A 21,025-nucleotide genomic window follows, 5' to 3' on the forward strand; every position below is an offset into this window, starting at 1 on the left:
TCTCCCGGGGCTCTCAGCGGATCTTCGATCCGCCTGACGCCGTCAGCACAAACGAAGTTTGTGCGAGAGGCGGGAGAGGGTTATTTCAGGTCCCCCGACCACGCCGCCAACACCGCGCGTTCCTGGGGCGTGATTCCGGTGATGTTGGCGGGGGGCATGGCGCTGCTGAAGCCGGCCTGCAGGCGGATCTGCTCGGCATGGCGGCGGATGCCGTCGCCCTCCAGCACGACGCCGCGCGGCGGGGTGGCGATGCCCTCCCACACCGGCTGGGCGGCGTGGCACATGCTGCAGCGGGTGGAGACGATCTCCTCAACCTGATTGAAGCCGACCTTGACCGGCGCCGCCGCCGCGGTGTCGCCATTCGCCGGCCCCATGGTGCTGAGCCACGCACAGGCCAGCATTCCGGCGGCGGCGACTCCCCAGGTCCACCAGGGCGTCGGCTTGCCGGCATGGCGGCTGTTGAAGAAGTGGCGGATCGCCGTGCCGACCACCAGCACCAGCGCCACCATCACCCAGTTGTAGCGGGTGGAACTGACCAGCGGATAATGGTTGGATAGCATCAGGAAGACGACCGGCAGCGTCAGGTAATTGTTGTGCAGAGACCGCTGCTTCGCCTTCTTTCCCAGCGACGGGTCCGGCGTCTCGCCGCGCAGCATGGCGGCCACCGTCTTGCGCTGGTTGGGGATGATCAGCATGAAGACGTTGCAGGCCATCATCGTCGCCATCAGCGCGCCGACCTGCAGCATGGCGCCGCGCCCGCTGAACAGCTTGGTCATCGCCCAGGCCGTCGCCACCAGCATCACGAAGCCGGCAATCGCCAGGGCACCGTCGTTGCGGCCCAGCGGCGACTTGCACATCAGGTCATAGGCGACCCAGCCCGCCACCAGCGCGCCGACGCTGATCGCCACCGCCTGCCAATGGCTGAGCGCCATCACGTCCTGATCGATCAGGAACAGGTCGGCGCCGCGGTAATACAGCACGCACATCAGGAAGAAGCCACTGAGCCACGTCGCGTAGGATTCCCACTTGAACCAGGTGAGATCCTCCGGCAACTGCGGCGGGGCGACCATGTATTTGGTCATGTGGTAGAAGCCGCCGCCGTGGATTTGCCACGCATCCCCCGCCGTCCCGGCCGGCGCCCCCGTCCGCTTGCGCAGCGAGGCGTCGAGATGGATGAAGTAGAAGGACGATCCGATCCAGGCGATGGCGGTGATGACGTGCAGCCACCGCACCAGGGCGTTGATCCATTCCCACAGGATGGGCTCCATCGCGCGCACGCTCCTTCCGGTCAAGATCGATGCCTTGACTGTAAGGCGAGTGTGCGGGTGCGGAAAACCATTCGTCCATCCCAACAGCTTCAAAAAATGACGAAAGATGGTGGTGCCCGTCAGGGCGGCTGTCAGGGGCCGGGCAGGAGACCCACGCTGGTCCTACCAAACCCCATGGACAGAATGCCGCACCCAAGCTATACCTCCGCCCGCAAAGGTGAGTAAGCACTCACTTATCACAAGCTACTGATTTAACGCCCCAATGGCCCCACGCCTCGACAGCAGCGCCCGCAAGCGGGCGATCCTCGACGCCGCCTTGCCGCTGTTCGCGCGCAAGGGTTTCGCCGCGACCACCACACGGGAGATCGCGCAGGCTGCCGGTGTGTCGGAGGCGCTGATCTTCAAGCATTTCCCGTCCAAGGCCTCGCTGTACGAGGCGATCTTCCTCAGCTGCATCGACGGCGACCCGGAATATGAACGGCTGGTCGCCCTGCCGCCGGGCACCGGCACGCTGGTGCAGATGATCCAGGGGCTGGTGAACTACTTCGTGGTCGAGGTGCCGTCCGATCCCAACGAACGGGCGCGCCACCGTCTGTCGATCATCAGCCTGCTGGAGGACGGCGAGTTCATGCGGCAGGTCTATGAGGGCATCCGCAGCCGCTTCATGCCCTGTTTCGCCGCCTCCATCGCCGCCGCCGTCGCCTGCGGCGACCTTGCGCCGGGGCCGATCGACGCGGAGAACGGACTCTGGCTCGCCGAACATCTGTGCGGAATGATGGCGACCGTCTGCCTGTCCGGCGGGACGGTGGTGCCCTATCCCTGCGGCCGTCCCGAGCTTGCCCGCCAGACCGTCTGGTTCATCCTGCGCGGCCTCGGCCTGCGCGACGACATCATCGCCGCCCGCGAGTGCGGCTCCAACAATGACGACCCCACACCCGAGAGACCGGAGTAGCCGAACGTGACCCTGGACCATTCGCCAAAGACCGAGACGTCATTCGGCCACCCGGCGTCCGAGCCGGGCCGCGGGACGCCTCCGCCGCCCTCCACGCCGCCGCGCAAACCGGTGACGCGCGGGCGGCTGACCCTGCGCATCATCATCACGCTGGTGATCCTCGGGTTGCTGGGGGCCGGGCTGTACGGCTTCAACAGCTTCCGCGCCAAGGCCATCGCCGACTTCTTCGCCAACAACAAGCCGCCGCCCACCCCGGTGGCTCTGGCGGACGCGACGGTGCAGACGATCCCGAAATATCTGCCGGCCATCGGCACGCTGCAGGCGGCGCGTCAGGTCACGGTGGCCCCCGAGGTCGCCGGCCGGGTGGAGCGCATCCCCTTCGAATCAGGCTCCCGCGTCAAGGTCGGCGACCCGCTGGTGCAGTTGAACGACGCCACCGAACAGGCCGACCTGCTGGCCCAGCGCGCCCAGGCGCGTCTGGCCGAGCTGAACCTGGAGCGCTACCGCGACCTGCGCCGCAGCCAGGCCACGCCCCAGAGCAACGTCGACCAGTATCAGGCGCAGCTCGACGAGATCAACGCGAACATGAAGCGCACGACGGCGCTGATCGGCCAGAAGCTGATCAAGGCGCCGTTCGACGGCGACCTCGGCATCCGGCAGGTCAATGTCGGCGACTACGTCAATCCCGGCGCCACCATCGTCACCCTGACCGACCTGTCGCAGCTCTACATCAACTTCACCCTGCCGGAGCAGGCGCTGCCGAAGCTGTCGGTCGGCCAGGGTGTGCTGATCAACGTCGATGCCCTGCCCGGCCACGATTTCGAGGCGAAGATCACCACCATCGAACCGCAGGTCAGCGCCGACACCCGCGCGGTGAAGGTGCAGGCGACCATGGATAACCGCGAGCGCCAGCTGCGGCCGGGCATGTTCGCCAGTGTCCGCGTCGTCCTGCCGCCGCAGCCCGACACGCTGACCGTGCCGGAAACCGCGGTCGACTACACGGTCTACGGCGATTCCGTCTTCGTCACCGTGAAGAAGCAGGGCCAGGACGGCAAGGAGCAGATGGTGGTGGAGCGCAAGGCGGTGAAGACCGGCGACCGCCTCGCCAACCGGGTCGAGATCCGCAGCGGCCTGAACCCCGGCGACCGCGTCGTGGTGTCCGGCCAGCTGAAGCTGGACAACGGCGCCGCGGTCGTCGAGGCGCAGAGCAATCCGCTCACGCCGCCGCAGACCCTGCCGCAGAACTGAGGCCGATGCCATGGGCAGTTTCACCGACATCTTCATCCGCCGGCCCGTTCTGTCCGTCGTGGTCAGCCTGCTGATCCTGCTGGTCGGCATCCGCTCGATGCTGGAGCTGCCGATCCGGCAGTATCCGCAGCTGCAGAACACGGTCATCACCGTCACCACCAGCTATCCCGGCGCCTCGCCGGAGCTGATGCAGGGCTTCATCGCGACGCCGATCGAACAGGCCGTGGCGACGGCGGAGGGTCTCGACTACCTGACCTCCTCCTCCACCCAGGGGCAGAGCGTCGTCACCGCCTATGTCCGGCTGAACTTCGACCCCAACGTCGCGATGACCGACGTGATGGCGAAGGTGCAGCAGGTCAAATACCAGCTCCCGCGCGAGGCCAACGACCCGGTCATCCTGAAATCGACCGGCGAGACGACCTCCATCCTCTATATGGGTTTCTCCAGCCCCGATTTGTCGGGGGCAGCGATCTCCGACTATCTGACGCGCGTGGTTCAGCCGGTGCTGTCCACCGTGAACGGGGTGGCGCAGGCCAAGATCCTGGGCGGCCAGACCTTCGCCATGCGGCTTTGGCTGGACCCGGCCAAGATGGCGGCGCGCAACATCTCGCCGGCCGACGTCTCGGCGGCGGTCGCCGCCAACAACTACCAGTCGGCTCCCGGCCAGACCAAGGGCGTCTTCGTCATCTCCAACGTCACCGCCAACACCGGCCTGACCGACGTCGACCAGTTCCGCGACATGGTGGTGAAGGCCAAGGACGGGGCGCTGGTGCGGATGCGCGACATCGCCACCGTCGAACTCAGCTCCAAGAGCTTCGACGCCAGCGTGGCGATGAACGGGCAGCAGGCGATCTTCATCGGCGTCGACAGCACCCCCACCGGCAACCCGCTGAACATCGTCGAAGACATCCGCAAGATGGAACCGGAGCTGCGGCGCAACCTGCCGCCCGGCATGAAGATGGAAATCGTCTATGACAGCACCCGCTTCATCCAGGCGTCCATCGACGAGGTGGTGAAGACGCTGCTCGAAGCGGTGGCCATCGTCATCGTCGTCATCTTCCTGTTCCTGGGATCCCTCCGGTCGGTGCTGATCCCGGTGGTGACGATTCCGCTGTCGATCGTCGGCGCCGCCACCTTCATGCTGGCTCTCGGCTTCTCGCTGAATCTGCTGACTCTGCTGGCGATGGTGCTCGCCATCGGCCTTGTGGTGGACGACGCCATCGTGGTGGTGGAGAACATCCACCGGCACATAGAGCACGGCAAATCGGCGGTCGCGGCATCGCTGATCGGCGCGCGCGAGATCATCGGACCGGTCATCTCCATGACCATCACGCTGGCGGCGGTCTATGCCCCCATCGGCCTGCTGGGCGGACTGACCGGCGCGCTGTTCCGCGAATTCGCCTTCACGCTCGCCGCGTCGGTGATCGTGTCGGGCATCGTGGCGCTGACGCTGTCGCCGATGATGTGCTCCGTCATCCTCAAGGAGGGCGGGAGCCAGGGCCGCTTCGCCGCCTTCCTCGACCGCCAGTTCGAACGGCTGGCGGGGTGGTACGAGCGGCGACTGGACGGCATGCTGGACTATCGCGCCGCGACCCTTCTGTTCGCGCTGGGCATCCTGCTGTCGGTCGGCTACCTGTTCGCCAACACCATGTCGGAACTGGCGCCGGAAGAGGACCAGGGCATTCTGTTCGGCATCTCCAAGGCGCCGCAATATGCCAACCTCGACTATATCGACAGCTTCGGAAAGCAGATCGACGACACCTTCGCCAGCTTCCCGGAGACCGACACCCGCTTCGTCCTGACCGGCATGCCGACCCTGAACCAGGGCTTCGCCGGCATGATCCTGAAGCCGTGGGGCGAGCGCGCGCGGTCGGCCAAGGAACTGCAGCCGCTGGCCCAGGCCGAGCTGAGCAAGGTGACGGGCATCAACGTGTTCCTGGTGTCGCCGCCGGCCCTGCCCGGTTCCACCGGCGGCCTGCCGGTGCAGATGGTGATCTCCAGCCCCGGCGATTACCGCACCATCTTCGACGCCATCGAGCGGATCAACGACGCCGCCATGAAAAGCGGCATGTTCATCGTCACCGACACCGACCTGAAATACGACAGCCCGGTCGTCCGGCTGAAGATCGACCGCGCCAAGGCGGCCGACCTCGGCCTGTCGATGAAGGCGGTGGGCGACACGCTGGCGGTGCTGGTCGGCGGCAACTACGTCAACCGCTTCAACCTGAACGGCCGTTCCTACGAGGTGATTCCGCAGGTGCCGCGGGCCGACCGCCTGACGCCTGAATCGTTGACCAACTATTACGTCACCTCCGGATCGGGCGCCCAGATCCCGCTGTCCACCGTGGTGTCGGTGGATACGGCGGTGGAGCCGAACGCGCTGAACAAGTACAACCAGCTGCCCTCGGCCACCTTCTCCGCCGTGCCGATGCCGGGCGTCTCCATGGGTCAGGTCGTCGATTTCCTGGAGGCGCAGGCGCGCACCCAGCTGCCGGCCGGCTTCAACCACGCCTACCTGTCTGAATCGCGCCAGTTCGTGACGGAGGGCAGCCAGCTGATGGTCACCTTCGCCTTCGCGCTGATCGTGATCTATCTGGTGCTGGCCGCGCAGTTCGAATCGCTGCGCGACCCGCTGGTGATCCTGGTGTCGGTGCCGATGTCGATCTGCGGCGCGCTGCTGCCGCTGTTCTTCGGCGCCGCCACCATGAACATCTACACCCAGGTCGGTCTGGTGACTCTGATCGGCCTGATCTCCAAGCACGGCATCCTGCTGGTGGAGTTCGCCCGCGAGATGCAGATCAACGAAGGCGTGGACCGCCGCACCGCGATCGAGCACGCGGCCCGCGTCCGCCTGCGCCCGATCCTGATGACCACCGCGGCGATGGTGGTCGGCCTGCTGCCGTTGCTGACCGCGGCGGGGGCCGGTGCGGCCAGCCGCTTCTCCATCGGTCTGGTGATCGTGTCCGGCATGCTGATCGGCACGCTGTTCACGCTGTTCGTCCTGCCGGCGGTCTACACCCTGCTGGCCAAGGACCACTACGCCGCGTCCCGTTCCAGCCGGGCGGAGCAACTGCGCAGCACGACCTGACGCGCCGTCGGGAACCGCAAGACGAAACAGGCCCCTCCCGACCGGGAGGGGCCTGTTTTCGTTTGGGGTAATCGTTGCTTGGAGGTTTACAGCGCGATCCGCGTCTGGATGCCGTCATATTCGGCACGCAGGTCGCCATCCTCGCTCCGCTCGATCAGCCCGGCTTCCGTCAGCGCCTGGACATCGGCATGGACGTTGCTGTAATCGCGCTTCAGCGCCATCGCCAGCGCCCGTACGCTCGCGGTCGGCTGCCGGTGAAGATGGCGCAGGAGTTCCAGGCGCTTCCCTGTCAGTGTCCGCGCCAGGGTTTCCCAGTCCGCGAAGTTGATGGAGCTTTCAGGTTCGACGGTTTCGCCACGCTCGACGCGATGCACGGCGTCCGCAACCTCCGCCGCGATGTCCCGCAGGCTTTGACCGACCGTGATCTTCAGATCCGTCATAGCGGTTCTCCCCTCAAGGTCCCGATATCCGCCAGAAAGTCTCCCAGCAGCGTTTCGATGTCGGTGAAGCGGTACGGCACCTCGTCCATTCCAATGTGCTTGTGGTCGCCCTTGCCACGTTCATTATCGTAGGCAACCAGACGCTCGCCGTTGCGCCCATAATATAGGCTGTACTTGAAGCGGTGTTCGCTCGGGGGCACCGGCACAGTCACCAGCCACACCCGGATCTGCACGATGGCACCGTCAGGCAGCACCATTTTGCGGTCGCGCAGAAGTTTGGCCTTGGTCATGACAGGATCATGGCATTCCCACGCTATGGTTTCAATCACCATATGGTGAAATGCGCCATGCTTCCATGCGGATTACACGTCTCACCCCGCCAGTTCCGCCGGCACCGGCAGATCCTCGCCCTCTTCACAGCGGAGCATCCAGACCAGCCAGCGCTCGGTGTGGATCAGCAGGCGCCGGGTTTCGATGCTGTCGCAGCCGCGGCTGTGGGCGCGCAGCAGACCGATTGCGCTGCAGATCGCTGACTGCGGGTCGAGGGCTCGTTCCGGCACGGCGGAGGTCCTTTGCGGCGAGGAGGCACGCCCGACACATAGCGGACCGCCCCGCAACCAAAGCGTGATCTTTCTTGGACGCCCGCCGAATCCTTCCCCGCCCCCGTTTCAAAGTTGCGCAGGGCCGGCAGAATGATGCGAGCAGGAATGGCCAAAGCTCCACAAGCTTTTCACATCGCGTAAAACCCGCCGCGGCATGCGCGAAAGAGGCCGCCCTGCGCGCTCTTGTCCCTACCTGCGGCATTTATCGAATGTTATATCTTTTGTCCTAGGCCACTGGTCGGGCCGCCGTCGTAACGAATGCTGTCCGTTCATGCGCCGGCATTTCACGCCTGCACAACGTAGGGATCCGAGATCCATGACAAAGCGTCTGTTGGCCGGCCTTGCCGCGCTCTGTTCCGCCCTGCTGTGCGGGCTGGCAACTCCCGCTCCGGCCGTGGCGGCGGAGCAGGCGTTCCGCATCGGCATCGCCCCGCACACCAGCGCCCGCGTCATCATCGAACAGTACCAGCCCGTCCGCCGCGCGGTGGAGGCGGCGCTGGGCCGGCCGGTGGAGATCGTGACGGCGCCCGACTTCACCGCCTTCGCCCGCCGGGCGGTCGACCAGGAATACGACATCGCCGTCACCACCGGCCATCAGGCGGAACTGCTGCGCAAGGACGCCGCCTATCTGCCGCTGCTGACCTACAAGGCCGACTTCCGCGCCGTCGCAGTGACGGCTGCCAAGGGACCGTACCAGACGGCGGCGTCGCTTGCCGGCACCACCGTCCTGGGCCTCAGCCCGTCGTCGCTGGTGACGCTGTGGGGCCAGCATTGGCTGGCCGAACAGAAGCTGCCCAACATCCAGCTTCGCTATGTCAGCGCCGCCGACAGCGTGGCCCAGCTGATCCTGGCCGGCGATGCGTCGGCCGGCTTCATGTCGCTGGCCAACCGAGCCAAGCTGGCGCCGGAGGTTCAGGCCCAGCTCTCCACCATCGCCGAAAGCCGCCCGATGGCCGGCCGCGTCTATATGCTGAACGGCAAGCAGGCGGACCTGGCGGACCCTTTGCGCAAGGCGCTGTTCGCCTTCGGCGAGACGGCGGAGGGCAAGGCGTATTTCGACGCCAACCAGCTCGACGGCTACCGCATGGTCACCGATGAAGAGCTGGAGGCGATGGAACCGCTGGCCGACGAGGTCCGGAGCGTTCTGAAGGCCGGGAAATGATCCTGACCCGTCTGGCGCCCTGGAAGACCCTGCGCGGGCGCATGCTGGTCGCCGCGATGGCGGTCGAGGCGATCATGCTGACCCTGCTGGTCGCCAACAGCGTGCGGCTGCTCTACGGCAGCCTCGCCGAACAGGCAAGGCTGCATGCGGGGCAGGTGGCGCCGGTGCTGAACGCCGCACTGGTGGCGCCGCTGGCCCAGCGCGACTATGCGACGCTGCAGGCGGTGCTGGACGAAAGCCGCTCCACCGGCGGCGTCCTCTATCTCGCCGTCAGCGACAGCAACGGTAGGCTGGTGGCGATCAGCGGCTGGCCGGAAAACCGCGCGCTGCCCAATCCCGACCCGGCCCTGACGCTGGACACCAAGGACGGCATCGCCCGCTACGACGTGGCGGTGCCGGTGTCGCTGGCCGGGCAGAAGCTGGGCGCGGTGCAGTTCGGTCTCGACCTGCTGCACATCGTCGAGGCGCGGCGTGACCTGCTGACCCAGGGCATCGCCATCGCCCTGTCGGAAATCCTGCTGTCTGCCGGGCTGCTGACCCTGCTGGGCCTGTGGCTGACCCGCCATCTGGCGGCGCTGGCGCGGGCCAGCGAACGGGTGGCGGCCGGCGACTACAGCCCGCCCGAACTGGCGGAGGGGAGCGACGACATCGGCCGGCTGGGTGCGGCCTTCAACACCATGTCGCACGCCATCAAGGAGCGCGTCGACCAGCTGACCGTCGCGCTCGACGAGCAGGAGGCGTTGGCCCGCGACGTGGAGCAGGAACGCGCCCGCCTGTCCGCTCTGCTGTCGGCGATGGATTTCGGCGTGCTGTTCGTCGGCGGCGACGGGCGCATCGCCTACGCCAACCCGGCCTTCTCCGGCCTGTTCGCGATCACCGTGGCGCCGGTCGGCCACCGGCTGGACGAGACGCTGGCCAACGCCGGCAACGCCCCGCGCGACACCGACTATACCCTGCTGTCGGCGGTGGACGGCGACGAGCGGCGCGAGATGACGCTGACCGACGGGCGCATCGTCAGCTGGCACAATGTGCCGGTGCGCAAAGGCGCCGGGGCCACCGGCACCGCCATCGGCAAGCTGTGGCTGTGCATCGACGTGACCGAGCCGCGTCAGGCGGCCGAGCAGCTGCTCCAGGCCAAGGAGAAGGCGGAGGCCGCCAGCCGGTCGAAGACCGAGTTCCTGGCGACCGTCAGCCACGAGCTGCGCACCCCGATGAACGGCGTGCTGGGCAACCTGACCCTGCTGGCGGACGCCTCGCTGCCGACGGAGGAGAAGCGGCTGGCCGACGTCGCCCGCCGCTCGGCCGAAACGCTGCTGCGGCTGCTGGACGACATCCTCGACCTGTCGAAGCTGGAGGCCCGCCGCATCGATCTGGAGGAGGCGGACTGCGCCCTGCCCCAGCTGATCGACGGGGTTCTGGAGGTGCTGCGCCCGAACGCCACCGACAAGGGGCTGGAGCTGTCGGCCCGGCTGATGCCGTCGGTGCCGGAGGTGATCGTCACCGACCCGGCCCGCCTGCGCCAGATCCTGTTCAATCTGGTCGGCAACGCGGTGAAATTCACCGAGGAGGGCCATGTCGCCGTGCGGGTGCGCCGGCTGGACCGCACCCCCGCCGACGTCATCGCTTATGGTCATCCCGACTCCTTCCTTCTGGAGTTCGAGGTGGAGGACACCGGCATCGGCATCGCGCCGGGTTCGGTGCCGACCCTGTTCGACCGCTTCACCCAGGCCGACAGCTCGATCACCCGGCGCTATGGCGGCACCGGGCTGGGGCTGGCGATCTGCCGCGACCTCTGCCTGCTGATGGGCGGCAGCATTGCGGTGGACACCGCCCCCGGCCGCGGCAGCGTCTTCCACTTCACCGTCGTCGCCCGTCCCGGCGACCCGTCGGCCCTGCGCCGCGTCGAGCCCGGACACGGCACCAGCGTCGGCGAGGCGGCACGCGCCGCGGCCTTGCCGACGCTGCGCGTGCTGGCGGTCGACGACATCGAGGTCAACCGCGACATCGTCCGCGGCATCCTGGAGCGCGCCGGCCACAGCGTGGCGCTGGCCGCCAGCGGCGGGGAGGCGGTGCGCATGGTGCGCGACCAGCCGTTCGACCTCGTGCTGATGGACATTCAGATGCCGGGCATGGACGGGCTGACCGCCACCCGCCGCGTGCGCGAACTGCCCGACCCTCAGGGAAGCGTCCCCATCCTGGCGCTGACCGCCCATGCGTCAGGCAGTTCGCGGCCGGAATGTCTGTCGGCGGGGATGAACGGTTTCGTCACCAAGCCCTTGCGCCCCGCCCTGCTCTTTGCCGAAATGGCGTCGGTGCTGGGCAACGGCGCGGCTGTGTCCGCCGCCCCCGCGCCCGCCGCTCCGGAGCCCGCCATGATCGACCAGCCTGCCATTCCCGACGCCGACCTGCTGGATGAGGAACAGGTGTCCCTGCTGCTGGAGGTGCTGACGGCCGACGACTGGACCGCCTCCGTCGCCGGCTTCACCGACAACGGGCAGAAGACCATCGACAGCATGGTTGCCCAGGCCCGCGCCGGGGAGCCGCACAACCGCACCGCCCACACGCTGAAGGGCACCTCGCTGAATCTCGGCGCCGCCGCCCTCGGCCGTCTGGCGAAGGAGCTGGAGCACGCCCCGGCCGCCGCGGTTCTGGAGCAGGAACAGCGGTTGCGCGACCTGCTGGACCGCTCGCTCGCCGCGCTCCGCACCCGCCAGCCGCTAAACGTCTGAACGGATAAGTGGTGGCCGCAACGCCACCAACAGGCAGCCGCTCCCTCCACATTCGGACAGGTCGGCGTGGCACAAAAGTCCTCCTGGCGCGTTGTCTCCTCAGGACCAAGACCAGAGAGGCGACATGAGCGACCTAGCGGACGATCTCGATCAATGGACCGGTCCACATACCGGGCCACATACCGGGTTGCTGGCCGGATTGCGGGCCGACCGGGTGCGACCGGCGGTGCGGAAGGCCATGACCGAGGCTGGCTTCACGCCGATGGATCTCGGCGACGGCTGCCGGGCCTGGTACCGTCGGTCGGACGACGGCACCCATGCGCTGATTTCGCACAACAACGCGCTGGACGGCGACCCGACGGTCAAGGACTGGATCGTCGGCCAGTATGGCGAGCGCGGCGGCTTCGTCGAGGTCGGCGGCCTGCCGCTTTTCCGGGCGCTGGAAGGGGCCGACACCCTGCCGTCGCCGGTGCGGCCGGACGGATCGCTGGTGGAGGCGCTCTATCCGTCCCTCCAACAGGCGCTTGATGATCTGGGGTGATAGTCCAGCTGTAGCTCGTGGATGGCCCAATGGGCGATGACCAAGGTCGGGCTGGACAAGCGGAGGGCTGAACGGAAAAGCTCACGCCGGTTGCCATATGGGATTAAGACCCCCATCTGACGGCCGACAACAGCCCCGACCATCAGCGAGCCGCCTGTCCATGGAAGCCGACCGATCGAAGCCCTTGCGCATCCTGCTCGTCGAGGACGAGCCGCTGGTGGCCATGGCCATCGAGGATTCGCTGGAAGTCCAGAATGTCGGCGTCGTCGGTCCCGCCGGCACGGTGGCGGAAGCGCTGGAGCTGATCGCCAAGGGCGGCATCGACGCCGCCCTGCTGGACGTCACCCTGCGCGGGGAGCGCGTCGACAGCGTCGCCGACGCGCTGAGCGCCCAGGGCATCCCCTTCGTCTTCACCACAGGCCACGGCGCCGCCGGCCTGCCGCGGAGCCATCAGGACCGGCCGGTCCTGACCAAGCCCTTCCGCGAGGTCGAGATGACGGACGCCATCGACCGTTACTTCCGCGGCGCCGCCTGACCGCCCGTCGGCCAACCCCGATCAGCCAACGCCAATCAGCCCGGCCGCCCGTCGACCCGCGGCGACATCAGGACCGGGGCGTAGGCGACGAGATACAGGGTGAAGGCCGCGACCCAGGCATAGCCGGAGCATTGCAGCGCCGACCACACCCACTCCACCGGCAGCAGCGGCGAGGCGGTGCGGGCGACCGCCGCGACCGTCAGCAGCACATAGGCGGCAACCGTCAGCCGCGACACCACCAGCGGCCGCCCGGTGTGGCCGAGCGAGGCGCGGCTCATCACCGCCAGGATCAGGGTGGCGAAGGCGCCGATCGTCATCGCATGGGTTCCCGCCGCCGCCGGCAGCCCGGCCAGGGCATGCAGCCCGCGCAAGCCCAGCGCCACCGGCACCCACAGATAACCGACATGCAGGATCCACAGGATCGGCGAGCGCCAGGCCTTCCAGCCCTGCCAGCCGGCCAGCCGCACCGCATGGGCCACCGCGGCGGCGAGCGCGATCAGCCCGGTGACCACGGACTCCGGCGCCACCATCGCCGCCGGGATCAGCGCCAGCGTCAGCACCAGCACCGGACGCTCCACCATCGGCCAGGACCGCACGCCCAGCCCCGCCTTGCCCAGCCCGTTGCGGGTGAAGGCCGGCAGGATGCGCCCGCCGATCACCGTCACCATCATCAGCACGACGCCGAGGCCCAGCGCGAAGCCGGCATCCGTCCCGCCGTCCAGAATCTCCAGCCAGTCGAGGTGGATCAGCAGGTTGGCCGCCGTCAGCAGGCCGATCAGGATCAGGAAGGCGCTGTTCCGCCACTTGCCCGCCGCCACCAGCGGCCGGCCGAGCGCCAGCCCCAGCCCCGGCAGGAAGGCGATGTCGATCACCGCCGCCACCGGCTCCGGCATGCCGGTCCAGGGGAAGACGGCGACGCGGCCGGCGATCCACAATGCCGCGAGCGCCATCAGCGGCGCGCCGGACACCGCCTTGGTTCCGGTCCAGCTCGGCACCGCGGTCAGCAGGAAGCCGGCGACGGCGGCCACCACCGTGCCGAACAGCATCTCATGCGCATGCCAGGCGCTGGCGCCGACCGCATGCTCCGGCCACTCCCCGGTCACCAGAACGCCCAGCCAGGCGCCGAGCAGCCCGACGGCGGCCACGCCGCTGAACAGGAAGAAGAAGCGGAAGCCATATTGGAACAGGATCGGGATGGCGGGGCCGTCGTCGCGGCCGGCAAGACTGGGGGAGGACATGAAGGGGAACTCCGCAAAAAGACGGGTGCTGCAGTGCAGGATTGACCATCAGCCTGCGCCCCACGCCCCCACGCCGCCTTGACGAAAATCAAACGCATTCGCAAGCTGGCATCCCGCCCGCTTTCCTTTCAGGTCCATGCCCCGTCCCGACAGCCTGTCCCTGCGGGAGGCCCGCCGCATCGCCATCGCGGCCCAAGGCTTCCCCAATGGGTTCCCCAACACGCCCCCCGAAGCCGATCCGGTAGAGGCCCGCCATGCCCGGCGCCTGATCGGGCGGCTGGGGCTGGTGCAGATCGATTCGGTCAACGTGCTGGTGCGCTCGCATTACCTGCCGCTGTTCTCGCGGCTGGGGCCGTACGAGGCGGCGCTGCTCGACCGGCTGGCCTATGGCGGCAAGCGGCGGGCGCTGTTCGAATATTGGGGCCACGAGGCATCGCTGATCCCGGTGGAACAGCAGCCGCTGTTCCGCTGGCGCATGGCGCGGGCCGAGCGTGGCGAGGGCATCTATGGCGAGCTGGCGCGCTTCGCCGCCGAACGCCGCCCCTACATCGACTCCGTCCTGGCCGAGGTGGCGGCGCGCGGGCCGCTGGGCGCCTCGGAACTGTCCGAGGCTGGGCGCGGGGCCGGCGGCTGGTGGGGGTGGAGCGACGGCAAGCGGGCCGTGGAGTTCCTGTTCTGGGCCGGTCTGGTCACCACCGCCGGCCGCCGCGGCTTCGAGCGACTCTATGACCTGCCGGAGCGGGTGCTGCCCGCCGCCGTCCTCGACACGCCCACCCCGGACGAGGCCGAGGCCCAGCGCGCCCTTCTGCGCATCGCCGCCCGCGCCCATGGCGTGGCGACCGAACGCGACCTGCGCGACTATCACCGACTGGAGGTCGCCGACGCCCGCCTGCGCATCGCCGAGCTGGTGGAGGCCGGCGACCTGCTGCCGGTGACGGTGGAGGGCTGGGACCGCACCGCCTACGTCACCCCCGACCTGCGGATTCCCCGCAAGGCCCCGGCCCGCGCCCTGCTCTCCCCCTTCGACTCACTGATCTGGGAGCGGCAGCGCACCGAACGGCTGTTCGGCGCCCGCATCCGGCTGGAGATCTACACGCCCGCCCACAAGCGGGAACACGGCTATTACGTCCTGCCCTTCCTGATGGACGAGCGCATCGCCGCCCGCGTCGACCTGAAATCCGACCGCAAGGCGTCCACCCTGCTGGTCCAGGCCGCCCACACCGAACCCCACGCCAGCCATGGCACCGTCACCCCGCCCTTGGCGGCGGAACTGCGCCGTCTGGCCGGCTGGCTGGGGCTGGAGCGTGTGACGATGACCGGCGGCGGCGATCTGGCGCCGGCCTTGGCGGCGGAGTTGCAAAGGGCGGGAGGCTGAGTTCGACCGGAGGTTAGGAAATCGCATCGGCTCCCTCTCCCGGGGCGGGAGAGGGCGAATCGCGCCTCACTCCAGATGGTCGAGCGGCAGCCGGGTCTCGAACTTGACCTCCTTCAGGGTGACGCTCGATTTGACGTGCGACACTGCGGGGATGGAGAAGATGCGTTCGCTGAGGAAGCGGCCGTAATCCTCCGTCGTCGGCACGACGATGCGCAGCAGGTAATCGGCGTCGCCGGTGACGGCGAAGCATTCCAGCACCTCCGGCATGTCGGCGATGGCGGTCTCGAACTGTTCGACCGCATTCTCCTTGTGGCGTTCCAACGTGACATGGGCGAACACGCACTCGCCCAGCCCCAGCTTGCGCGGGTCGAGCTGCACCGTGTAGCGGCGGATGACGCCGATGTCCTCCATCGACCGAACCCGGCGCCAGCAGGGCGAGGCCGACAGGCCGACAGTGTCGCCCAGCTCCTGCATGGTCAGGCGGGCGTTCTCCTGCAGGGCCGTCAGGATGCCCTTCTCATGCCGGTCGAGCTTGATCGCCGCCATCTGCGCCTTCCCCCTCCTCCGCCCAGTCAATCGTTACACCTGCAAACATAAGCAGAGCCGGCGGCCGGTGCGAGCCCTTCCATGCAACCAATCCCACCCTCCGGTGTTGGTCCGACGGTGGGAGTGGGCGCCAAGCGTGGGAGAACGAACGTGTTCGATTGGATCGTCGGTATGGTGGAGCACACCGGCTATGTCGGCGTCGCTCTGCTGATGTTCGCGGAGAACCTGTTTCCCCCCATCCCGTCGGAGCTGATCCTGCCGCTGGCCGGCTTCACCGCCGCGCGCGGCGAGCTGGGGCTGGTGATGGTCATCGTCTCGGGCACGGCCGGCGCCTTGCTTGGGGCGCTGTTCTGGTACATGATCGGCCGTTGGGTCGGCTGCCGCCGGCTGAAGCATTGGGCCGGGCGCCATGGCCGCTGGCTGACCATCGCGCCGGAGGAGGTCGATCAGGCCGCCAGCCGCTTCCGCGAGCATGGCGGCCGCTCGGTGCTGATCGGCCGGATGATCCCGGCGGTGCGCACGCTGATCTCGATTCCCGCCGGGGTGTCGGAGATGCCGCTGGGGTCCTTCCTGCTCTACACCACCGTCGGCACGGCGATCTGGACCACCTTCCTCGCCAGCGCCGGCTATCTGCTGGAGGACCGCTATCAGCAGGTCGCCGGCTGGCTGAACCCCATCTCCAACATCGTCGCCGCAGGGATCGCCCTCTGGTACGTCTACCGCGTCGCCACTTTCGGCCGGCGGACGAACCAGCAGCCGGCGGAATAACCGGCAAACCCTTTTCCACCCTGAGGAAAAGCTCCCCGCGCCGGCTGGACGCCGCGCCGCCGCCATGCTCTGACTGGCCGATCCGACCGCCAGGGGGAGCGCCCTTCCATGAGTTCCACACCCACCATCATCCTCGTCCATGGCGCCTTCGCCGACGGCTCCTCCTGGGGCCGGGTGATTCCTCGCCTGCAGGCGGAAGGCTTCGCGGCGGTCGCGGTGCAGAACCCGCTGGTCTCGCTCGACGACGATGTCGCCCATGTCCAGCGCGCCATCGACCGGACCAAGGGGCCGGTGGTGCTGGTCGGCCATTCCTGGGGCGGAGCCGTCATCACCCAGATCGGCGCTCAGGAACGGGTGAAGTCCCTGGTCTACATCGCCGCCTTCGCCCCCGACGCCGGGCAGTCGCCGAACGACACGCTGAAGCCCTTCCCGCCATCGGCCGGCCTGTCCGGCGTCTCGGTGGACAAGGACCGTTTCCTGACCCTGAAGCCGGAAGGCATGGCCCGCAACTTCGCCCAGGATTTGCCGGCGGAGGATGCCGCCCTACTGGCCGCCACCCAGGGGCCGGTGGCGGCGGCCTGCTTCGCGACCAAGGTCACCGCCGCCGCCTGGAAGACCAAGCCCGCCTGGTATGTCGTCGCCACCCAGGACCGCATGCTGCCGCCCGACTTCCTGCGCGCCACCGCGTCGCGCATCGGCGCCCGGACGGTGGAGGTCGACAGCGGCCATGCCCCGCATCTGTCGCGCGCGGAAGCCGTCGCGGCGGTGATCGTCGAGGCGGCCCGCTCTATCTAGACCTCCGCACCGCCCCCGGCGTGATGCCGCGGCGGCGGCGCAGGCTGCGGGTCAGGGCGCTCTGGTCGGAAAAGCCCACCGCCAGCGCCACCTCGGCCAGCGGCAACCGGCCGTCCCGCAGCAATGCCTCCGCCCGATCCAGCCGCAGCTCCGCCAGCATGGCGGCGGGGGTACTGCCGGTCCGGGCACGGAAGCGTTCATGGAACCGGCTGGGCGCCAGACCAGCCGCCTCGGCCAACTCCGCCACCGTCAGCGACTCGGCACAACGCTCCGCCATCAGGGCCAGGGCGCGGTCGATGGGGTCGGTCGATATGGGCGGCGGCTGGCGGGCTTCCAGGGCGCGTAGCAGCAGCCCCGCCGAATGATGGGCCAGCACCGGGTCGAGCGGCCGGTCGGCCGCCTCCGCCGCCAAATAGCGCACCAGCCCGTCCAGGGCGCCGTCGATGGTGAAGAAGGCGTCACAGGCGCGCACCGCCGCCTCCGGCACCAGCCCGGCGGACGGCACGTCCAGCACGACGAAGCGGTTGGTCCCGCCGCTGCGGAAGCTGTGCGGCACGCCGTCGGCCACCAGCACCCCGCGCCCATCGCCCACCCGGCCGCAAGCGCCGCCGACCTCCATGTCGAGGGTCCCGGCGACCGGCAGCACGATCTGGTGATGGTCATGGGCGTGCCGCCGTTCATGCCCGTCGTAACTGCGGGTGCTGACGGTCGGCCGATGCGGGGATGCCACGCCGGCGGGCTCCTTGCCGTTGGATCGACGGGCCGATGCTACGCCCTCCTCCCCGGCGCGTACAGGCACAGCTGTGCACAGGCACGGGACCGGTCGCCCGGCACAAATACCAGAACGCGAAACTGAGTTTCACCAAATCACACCGACACTTACCAAAGACCACGCCCATATTTCGCACCGATCATCCGATATTCGCCCACCTATTCACTTCCAAATGGCCTGATATTCCGGACGAACAATTGCAGCCCCCGACAGCCCATCCCTATTGATTATTTTCAAATAAGAAAGACGACCGCTATGGCACGGATCGTTCGCCATTCGCTAAAAAGCACTCATAAAAGGAACGCCCGATGTACCGAGATCGCATCCGCCTGAAATCCCTGTGGGGCAAGGTGGTTCCGGCGGAAGAGGCCGCCTTCCTCATCAAGGACGGCATGACCGTGGGCATGAGCGGCTTCACCCGCGCCGGCGACGCCAAGGCGGTACCGCTGGCGCTGGCCGAGCGCGCCGCGTCGGAAAAGCTGAAGATCACGCTGATGACCGGCGCCTCGCTGGGCAATGACGTCGACCGGATCCTGACCGAGGCGGGGGTGCTGTCGCGCCGCCTGCCCTTCCAGGCCGACCCGGTGCTGCGCAAGGCGATCAACCGCGGCGAGGTGATGTTCGTCGATCAGCATCTGTCGGAAACGGTGGAACTGCTGCGGTCCCGCCAGATGGGTCCGGTCGACGTCGCGGTGATCGAGGCCTGCGCCATCACCGAGAATGGCGGCATCGTGCCGACCACCTCGATCGGCAATTCGGCGACCTTCGCCATCCTGGCCGAGAAGATCATCATCGAGCTGAACCTGACCCAGCCGCTGGATCTGGAGGGGATGCACGACGTCTACATCCCGACCCGCCGCCCCTTCCGCGAGCCGATCCCGGTGGTGACGGCGGAAAGCCGCGCCGGCCTGCCCTATATTCCGATCGACCCGTCGCGGATCGCGGCCATCGTGGTGACGCGCAAGCAGGACAGCTCCGCCAACATCCTGCCGCCCGATGACGAGACCAACGCCATCGCCGGCCACCTGGTCGAGTTCCTGGGCCGCGAAGTGAAGCAGGGCCGGATGGGCCGCTCGCTGGCGCCGCTGCAGGCCGGCATCGGCACCATCGCCAACGCGGTGCTGCACGGGCTGATCGACGGGCCGTTCCACGACCTGACCATGTACAGCGAGGTCCTGCAGGACAGCACCTTCGAGCTGTTCGACGCCGGCAAGCTGAATTTCGCCTCGGGATCCTCGATCACGCTCAGCGCCGGAAAGTACGCCGAAGTGCTGCCGAAGATCGGCTCCTACAAGGGCCGGCTGCTGCTGCGCCCGCAGGAGATCTCCAACCATCCGGAGGTTATCCGCCGCCTGGGCGTCATCGGCATCAACACGGCGCTGGAGTGCGACATTTACGGCAACGTCAACTCCACCCACGTCAACGGCACGCAGATGATGAACGGCATCGGCGGTTCCGGCGACTTCGCCCGCAACAGCCACCTCGCCATCTTCGTCACCAAGTCGCTGGCCAAGGGCGGCGCCATCTCCAGCGTCGTGCCGATGGTCACCCATGTCGACCACAACGAGCATGACGTCGACGTTCTGGTGACGGAGGTCGGGCTGGCCGACCTGCGCGGGCTGGCTCCGCGCGAGCGGGCGGAGACGATCATCCGCAACTGCGTCCATCCCAGCTACCGCGAGTTGGCAATGGACTATCAGCGCCGGGCGCTCCAGCGCGGCGGCCACACCCCGCATCTGCTGGAGGAAGCTTTCGCCTGGCACACCCGCTTCCAGCAGACCGGCAGCATGATGCCGAGGCCGCTGGCGGCCGAATAGGGGCCCTCGAAAACGGGCGGGCCGCGAAATTCCGCGGCCCGTTCCCGTTACCTGTACTGGTCAGACATGCTGCCCGCCATTGCGCTCCAAGTAGAGAAGCAATGCTGGATAATAGTGCTTGCGCTCGGACGAAATCTTCTCGCAGAAACGCCGGGCAGCACCGCTCTTGAGCCAATCCTCGAGCTGACCGTTCTGACGTTTTTCCGCGACGATGGCATCGATCGCGTCCAGAATCTTGTGTATCACCTCAGGCCTCGTCTTATGAAGATCGGAGCGGCGTCTTCGTCGCTCTCACAATCTTATATGCGCTCAGCTGCCGGTGAACGGCCCTGCATTCTGGGAATGGCTGCGTGTTGCAATGCACAAAACGCATGAGTTAAGCCCTCTCCCGCTCATCCTCCGGCGGGCGCAGAGCTTGGCCCGTCGGGCACAGGCGCAGCAGCACGCAACGGTCACAGGCCGGCGCCTGATAGTAGCAGCAGCGCTGGCCGTGCAGCATCATGACCTCGTGGTTGTCGTAGACCTGCTGGGCGTCCCAATCCTCCGGCAATTGCGCCGACAGTACCGCATGCGACGGACCGACGGCGACGTTGGCGGGGATCAGGCCGGTGCGGACGGCGACGCGGTGGTGATGGCTGTCCACCGGCAGCGCCGCCTGCCGCAAGGTGGAGAAGCTGAGCACCGCCGCGCTGGTCTTCGGACCCACTCCCGGCAACTCCTCCAGCCATGCGCGGGCGTCGGGCACCAGCATGCCGGACAGCAGGTCGAGCGATAGGCTGCCGACCCGTTCGGTGATGCGGTGCAGGATGGCCTGGATGCGCGGGGCCTTCTGTTCCGGCCAGGTGACGCCGGCGATGGTCGCCTCCACCTCCGCGACCGGTGCGTCGCGCACCGACTCCCAGTCGGGCCAGCGCCGCCGCAGCGCCTTGAAGGCGGCGCCGGAGGCGGCGTTGCGGGTGCGGTGCGACAGCAGCGACGACACCAGCTCGCTCAGCGGGTCGAGGCTGTGGAAATAGGCGACCGGGCAGCCGTAGACGGTGCACAGCAGCCGGTGGATTTCGAGCGCCTTGTCGCGCAACGCAGCCGGGTCGGTCATAAGAACCGACAACAGCCGAACCGGTAAGGCGTTACCGGTAAATCATCACGTCT

Annotated in this window: 20 protein-coding genes; 11 read left to right on the plus strand and 9 right to left on the minus strand. The window is 67.9% G+C overall.

What is annotated here, in order from left to right; translation table 11 throughout:
* Positions 1 to 80: 80 nt before the first annotated feature.
* Complete coding sequence (locus tag TSO5_RS17460; protein WP_109152745.1) at positions 81 to 1,268, minus strand: urate hydroxylase PuuD; 1,188 nt, start codon at positions 1,266 to 1,268, stop codon at positions 81 to 83.
* Between the two features lie 262 nt (positions 1,269 to 1,530).
* On the opposite strand from TSO5_RS17460, the gene TSO5_RS17465 reads away from it, so the two are divergent.
* The 3 genes from TSO5_RS17465 to TSO5_RS17475 are packed head-to-tail and all read left to right on the plus strand — an operon-like array spanning position 1,531 to position 6,556.
* Positions 1,531 to 2,220, plus strand: coding sequence for a TetR/AcrR family transcriptional regulator (locus TSO5_RS17465; protein ID WP_109152746.1), 690 nt, complete (start codon positions 1,531 to 1,533; stop codon positions 2,218 to 2,220).
* A gap of 6 nt (positions 2,221 to 2,226) precedes the next feature.
* Positions 2,227 to 3,468: an efflux RND transporter periplasmic adaptor subunit gene (locus TSO5_RS17470; protein WP_247870799.1), complete on the plus strand. Its 1,242-nt coding sequence runs from the start codon at positions 2,227 to 2,229 to the stop codon at positions 3,466 to 3,468.
* A 10-nt stretch (positions 3,469 to 3,478) separates the two neighbouring features.
* Positions 3,479 to 6,556 (plus strand): multidrug efflux RND transporter permease subunit, encoded by a 3,078-nt coding sequence (locus TSO5_RS17475; RefSeq protein ID WP_109152747.1) that lies wholly within the window; start codon positions 3,479 to 3,481, stop codon positions 6,554 to 6,556.
* Between the two features lie 86 nt (positions 6,557 to 6,642).
* Here TSO5_RS17475 and TSO5_RS17480 read toward each other — a convergent pair whose 3' ends face one another.
* The 3 genes from TSO5_RS17480 to TSO5_RS17490 all read right to left on the minus strand — a co-directional run bounded on the left by TSO5_RS17480 (position 6,643) and on the right by TSO5_RS17490 (position 7,556).
* Entirely contained in the window at positions 6,643 to 6,996 is a 354-nt protein-coding gene (locus TSO5_RS17480) for a MarR family transcriptional regulator (RefSeq protein WP_109152748.1), read from the minus strand.
* The gene (locus TSO5_RS17485; protein ID WP_109152749.1) at positions 6,993 to 7,286 is read right to left on the minus strand and encodes a DUF6516 family protein; all 294 of its coding nucleotides are present in this window, start codon (positions 7,284 to 7,286) and stop codon (positions 6,993 to 6,995) included. Before TSO5_RS17485 ends, TSO5_RS17480 begins: the two co-directional genes overlap by 4 nt.
* An 81-nt stretch (positions 7,287 to 7,367) precedes the next feature.
* Entirely contained in the window at positions 7,368 to 7,556 is a 189-nt protein-coding gene (locus TSO5_RS17490; RefSeq protein WP_109152750.1) for a hypothetical protein, read from the minus strand.
* 358 nt (positions 7,557 to 7,914) lie between these two features.
* Between TSO5_RS17490 and TSO5_RS17495 the strand changes: the two genes are divergently transcribed.
* The 4 genes from TSO5_RS17495 (at position 7,915) to TSO5_RS17510 (ending at position 12,565) form a co-directional block, all read left to right on the plus strand.
* Positions 7,915 to 8,760 carry a phosphate/phosphite/phosphonate ABC transporter substrate-binding protein gene (locus TSO5_RS17495; RefSeq protein WP_109152751.1) on the plus strand — a complete coding sequence of 282 codons (846 nt, stop codon included), beginning with the start codon at positions 7,915 to 7,917 and terminating at the stop codon, positions 8,758 to 8,760.
* The gene (locus tag TSO5_RS17500; protein WP_109152752.1) at positions 8,757 to 11,489 is read left to right on the plus strand and encodes a response regulator; all 2,733 of its coding nucleotides are present in this window, start codon (positions 8,757 to 8,759) and stop codon (positions 11,487 to 11,489) included. Before TSO5_RS17495 ends, TSO5_RS17500 begins: the two co-directional genes overlap by 4 nt.
* A gap of 124 nt (positions 11,490 to 11,613) precedes the next feature.
* Positions 11,614 to 12,030 (plus strand): hypothetical protein, encoded by a 417-nt coding sequence (locus TSO5_RS17505; protein WP_109152753.1) that lies wholly within the window; start codon positions 11,614 to 11,616, stop codon positions 12,028 to 12,030.
* Positions 12,031 to 12,190: 160 nt separating this feature from the next.
* Positions 12,191 to 12,565, plus strand: coding sequence for a response regulator (locus TSO5_RS17510; protein ID WP_109152754.1), 375 nt, complete (start codon positions 12,191 to 12,193; stop codon positions 12,563 to 12,565).
* 35 nt (positions 12,566 to 12,600) lie between these two features.
* On the opposite strand, the gene TSO5_RS17515 is transcribed toward TSO5_RS17510, so the two are convergent.
* Positions 12,601 to 13,803 carry an NnrS family protein gene (locus tag TSO5_RS17515; RefSeq protein WP_109152755.1) on the minus strand — a complete coding sequence of 401 codons (1,203 nt, stop codon included), beginning with the start codon at positions 13,801 to 13,803 and terminating at the stop codon, positions 12,601 to 12,603.
* Positions 13,804 to 13,939: 136 nt separating this feature from the next.
* On the opposite strand from TSO5_RS17515, the gene TSO5_RS17520 reads away from it, so the two are divergent.
* Positions 13,940 to 15,178 carry a winged helix-turn-helix domain-containing protein gene (locus tag TSO5_RS17520; RefSeq protein WP_109152756.1) on the plus strand — a complete coding sequence of 413 codons (1,239 nt, stop codon included), beginning with the start codon at positions 13,940 to 13,942 and terminating at the stop codon, positions 15,176 to 15,178.
* Between the two features lie 66 nt (positions 15,179 to 15,244).
* On the opposite strand, the gene TSO5_RS17525 is transcribed toward TSO5_RS17520, so the two are convergent.
* Entirely contained in the window at positions 15,245 to 15,724 is a 480-nt protein-coding gene (locus TSO5_RS17525) for an Lrp/AsnC family transcriptional regulator (RefSeq protein WP_109152757.1), read from the minus strand.
* 150 nt (positions 15,725 to 15,874) lie between these two features.
* On the opposite strand from TSO5_RS17525, the gene TSO5_RS17530 reads away from it, so the two are divergent.
* Together TSO5_RS17530 and TSO5_RS17535 are read left to right on the plus strand one after the other, a co-directional pair.
* Entirely contained in the window at positions 15,875 to 16,492 is a 618-nt protein-coding gene (locus TSO5_RS17530) for a DedA family protein (RefSeq protein WP_211099785.1), read from the plus strand.
* Positions 16,493 to 16,600: 108 nt separating this feature from the next.
* Entirely contained in the window at positions 16,601 to 17,287 is a 687-nt protein-coding gene (locus tag TSO5_RS17535) for an alpha/beta hydrolase (RefSeq protein WP_109152759.1), read from the plus strand.
* Here the strand turns inward: TSO5_RS17535 and TSO5_RS17540 are convergent.
* On the minus strand, positions 17,280 to 18,017 hold the full coding sequence (locus tag TSO5_RS17540) for an AraC family transcriptional regulator (protein WP_247870800.1): 738 nt from the start codon (positions 18,015 to 18,017) through the stop codon (positions 17,280 to 17,282). The genes TSO5_RS17535 and TSO5_RS17540 overlap by 8 nt on opposite strands.
* A gap of 350 nt (positions 18,018 to 18,367) precedes the next feature.
* Here TSO5_RS17540 and TSO5_RS17545 point away from each other — a divergent pair, with 350 nt between their 5' ends.
* Positions 18,368 to 19,876: an acetyl-CoA hydrolase/transferase family protein gene (locus TSO5_RS17545; protein ID WP_109152761.1), complete on the plus strand. Its 1,509-nt coding sequence runs from the start codon at positions 18,368 to 18,370 to the stop codon at positions 19,874 to 19,876.
* Between the two features lie 60 nt (positions 19,877 to 19,936).
* Here TSO5_RS17545 and TSO5_RS17550 read toward each other — a convergent pair whose 3' ends face one another.
* Together TSO5_RS17550 and TSO5_RS17555 are read right to left on the minus strand one after the other, a co-directional pair.
* Positions 19,937 to 20,122: a hypothetical protein gene (locus TSO5_RS17550; RefSeq protein ID WP_109152762.1), complete on the minus strand. Its 186-nt coding sequence runs from the start codon at positions 20,120 to 20,122 to the stop codon at positions 19,937 to 19,939.
* A gap of 130 nt (positions 20,123 to 20,252) precedes the next feature.
* Positions 20,253 to 20,972: a Fe-S cluster assembly protein HesB gene (locus TSO5_RS17555; RefSeq protein ID WP_109152763.1), complete on the minus strand. Its 720-nt coding sequence runs from the start codon at positions 20,970 to 20,972 to the stop codon at positions 20,253 to 20,255.
* Between the last annotated feature and the right edge of the window lie 53 nt (positions 20,973 to 21,025).

The sequence above is a fragment of the Azospirillum sp. TSO5 genome, from assembly GCF_003116065.1.
Taxonomy (GTDB): Bacteria; Pseudomonadota; Alphaproteobacteria; order Azospirillales; family Azospirillaceae; genus Azospirillum.